Annotated in this window: 1 rRNA gene (cut by a window edge); it reads right to left on the bottom strand. The window is 56.1% G+C overall.

The features are described 5' to 3' along the window. Window positions 1-22: 22 nt before the first annotated feature. A 23S ribosomal RNA gene (locus ACFVX4_RS41500) occupies window positions 23-2389 on the bottom strand (it continues 855 nt past the right edge of the window).

Raw genomic sequence — 2389 nt, 5'->3', positions numbered from 1 at the left:
AACACAGTGGACGCGAGCAACTGAGGACAAGCCCTCGGCCTATTAGTACCAGTCAGCTCCACCCGTTACCGGGCTTCCACATCTGGCCTATCAACCCAGTCGTCTACTGGGAGCCTTAACCCTTCAAGAGGGTGGGAATACTCATCTCGAAGCAGGCTTCCCGCTTAGATGCTTTCAGCGGTTATCCTTTCCGAACGTAGCCAACCAGCCATGCCCTTGGCAGAACAACTGGCACACCAGAGGTTCGTCCGTCCCGGTCCTCTCGTACTAGGGACAGCCCTTCTCAATATTCCTACGCGCACAGCGGATAGGGACCGAACTGTCTCACGACGTTCTAAACCCAGCTCGCGTACCGCTTTAATGGGCGAACAGCCCAACCCTTGGGACCGACTCCAGCCCCAGGATGCGACGAGCCGACATCGAGGTGCCAAACCATCCCGTCGATATGGACTCTTGGGGAAGATCAGCCTGTTATCCCCGGGGTACCTTTTATCCGTTGAGCGACAGCGCTTCCACAAGCCACTGCCGGATCACTAGTCCCGACTTTCGTCCCTGCTCGACCCGTCGGTCTCACAGTCAAGCTCCCTTGTGCACTTACACTCAACACCTGATTGCCAACCAGGCTGAGGGAACCTTTGGGCGCCTCCGTTACTCTTTAGGAGGCAACCGCCCCAGTTAAACTACCCATCAGACACTGTCCCTGATCCGGATCACGGACCCAGGTTAGACATCCAGCACGACCAGAGTGGTATTTCAACGACGACTCCACAACCACTGGCGTGGCCGCTTCAAAGTCTCCCACCTATCCTACACAAGCCGAACCGAACACCAATATCAAACTGTAGTAAAGGTCCCGGGGTCTTTCCGTCCTGCTGCGCGAAACGAGCATCTTTACTCGTAGTGCAATTTCACCGGGCCTATGGTTGAGACAGTCGAGAAGTCGTTACGCCATTCGTGCAGGTCGGAACTTACCCGACAAGGAATTTCGCTACCTTAGGATGGTTATAGTTACCACCGCCGTTTACTGGCGCTTAAGTTCTCAGCTTCGCCGACCCGAAAGTCAGCTAACCGGTCCCCTTAACGTTCCAGCACCGGGCAGGCGTCAGTCCGTATACATCGCCTTACGGCTTCGCACGGACCTGTGTTTTTAGTAAACAGTCGCTTCTCGCTGGTCTCTGCGGCCACCCCCAGCTCATGGAGTAAATCCACTCACCAGTGATGGCCCCCCTTCTCCCGAAGTTACGGGGGCATTTTGCCGAGTTCCTTAACCATAGTTCACCCGAACGCCTCGGTATTCTCTACCTGACCACCTGAGTCGGTTTAGGGTACGGGCCGCCATGAAACTCGCTAGAGGCTTTTCTCGACAGCATAGGATCATCCACTTCACCACAATCGGCTCGGCATCAGGTCTCAGACTATATGCACGACGGATTTGCCTACCGTGCGTCCTACACCCTTACCCCGGGACAACCACCGCCCGGGCTGGACTACCTTCCTGCGTCACCCCATCGCTTACCTACTACAAGTCTGGTTCATCGGCTCCACCACTACCCTCAACTCCGAAGAGATCGGGCCGGCTTCACGGACTTAGCATCGCCTGATTCAGTACTGGGCGTTTCAAAGCGGGTACCGGAATATCAACCGGTTGTCCATCGACTACGCCTGTCGGCCTCGCCTTAGGTCCCGACTTACCCTGGGCAGATCAGCTTGACCCAGGAACCCTTAGTCAATCGGCGCACACGTTTCTCACGTGTGTATCGCTACTCATGCCTGCATTCTCACTCGTGAACCGTCCACAACTCGCTTCCGCGGCTGCTTCACCCGGCACACGACGCTCCCCTACCCATCCACACAGGCGTTGGCCCTTCATGTGTGAATGACACGACTTCGGCGGTACGCTTGAGCCCCGCTACATTGTCGGCGCGGAATCACTTGACCAGTGAGCTATTACGCACTCTTTCAAGGGTGGCTGCTTCTAAGCCAACCTCCTGGTTGTCTCTGCGACTCCACATCCTTTCCCACTTAGCGTACGCTTAGGGGCCTTAGTCGATGCTCTGGGCTGTTTCCCTCTCGACCATGGAGCTTATCCCCCACAGTCTCACTGCCGTGCTCTCACTTACCGGCATTCGGAGTTTGGCTAAGGTCAGTAACCCGGTAGGGCCCATCGCCTATCCAGTGCTCTACCTCCGGCAAGAAACACACGACGCTGCACCTAAATGCATTTCGGGGAGAACCAGCTATCACGGAGTTTGATTGGCCTTTCACCCCTAACCACAGGTCATCCCCCAGGTTTTCAACCCTGGTGGGTTCGGTCCTCCACGAAGTCTTACCTCCGCTTCAACCTGCCCATGGCTAGATCACTCCGCTTCGGGTCTTGAGCGTGCTACTA

It is taken from the genome of Streptomyces sp. NPDC058240 (assembly GCF_042882135.1).
Taxonomy (GTDB): domain Bacteria; phylum Actinomycetota; class Actinomycetes; order Streptomycetales; family Streptomycetaceae; genus Streptomyces.
Note: the sequence above shows the minus strand (reverse complement) of the source record. Positions and strands in the feature narration are given on the sequence as shown.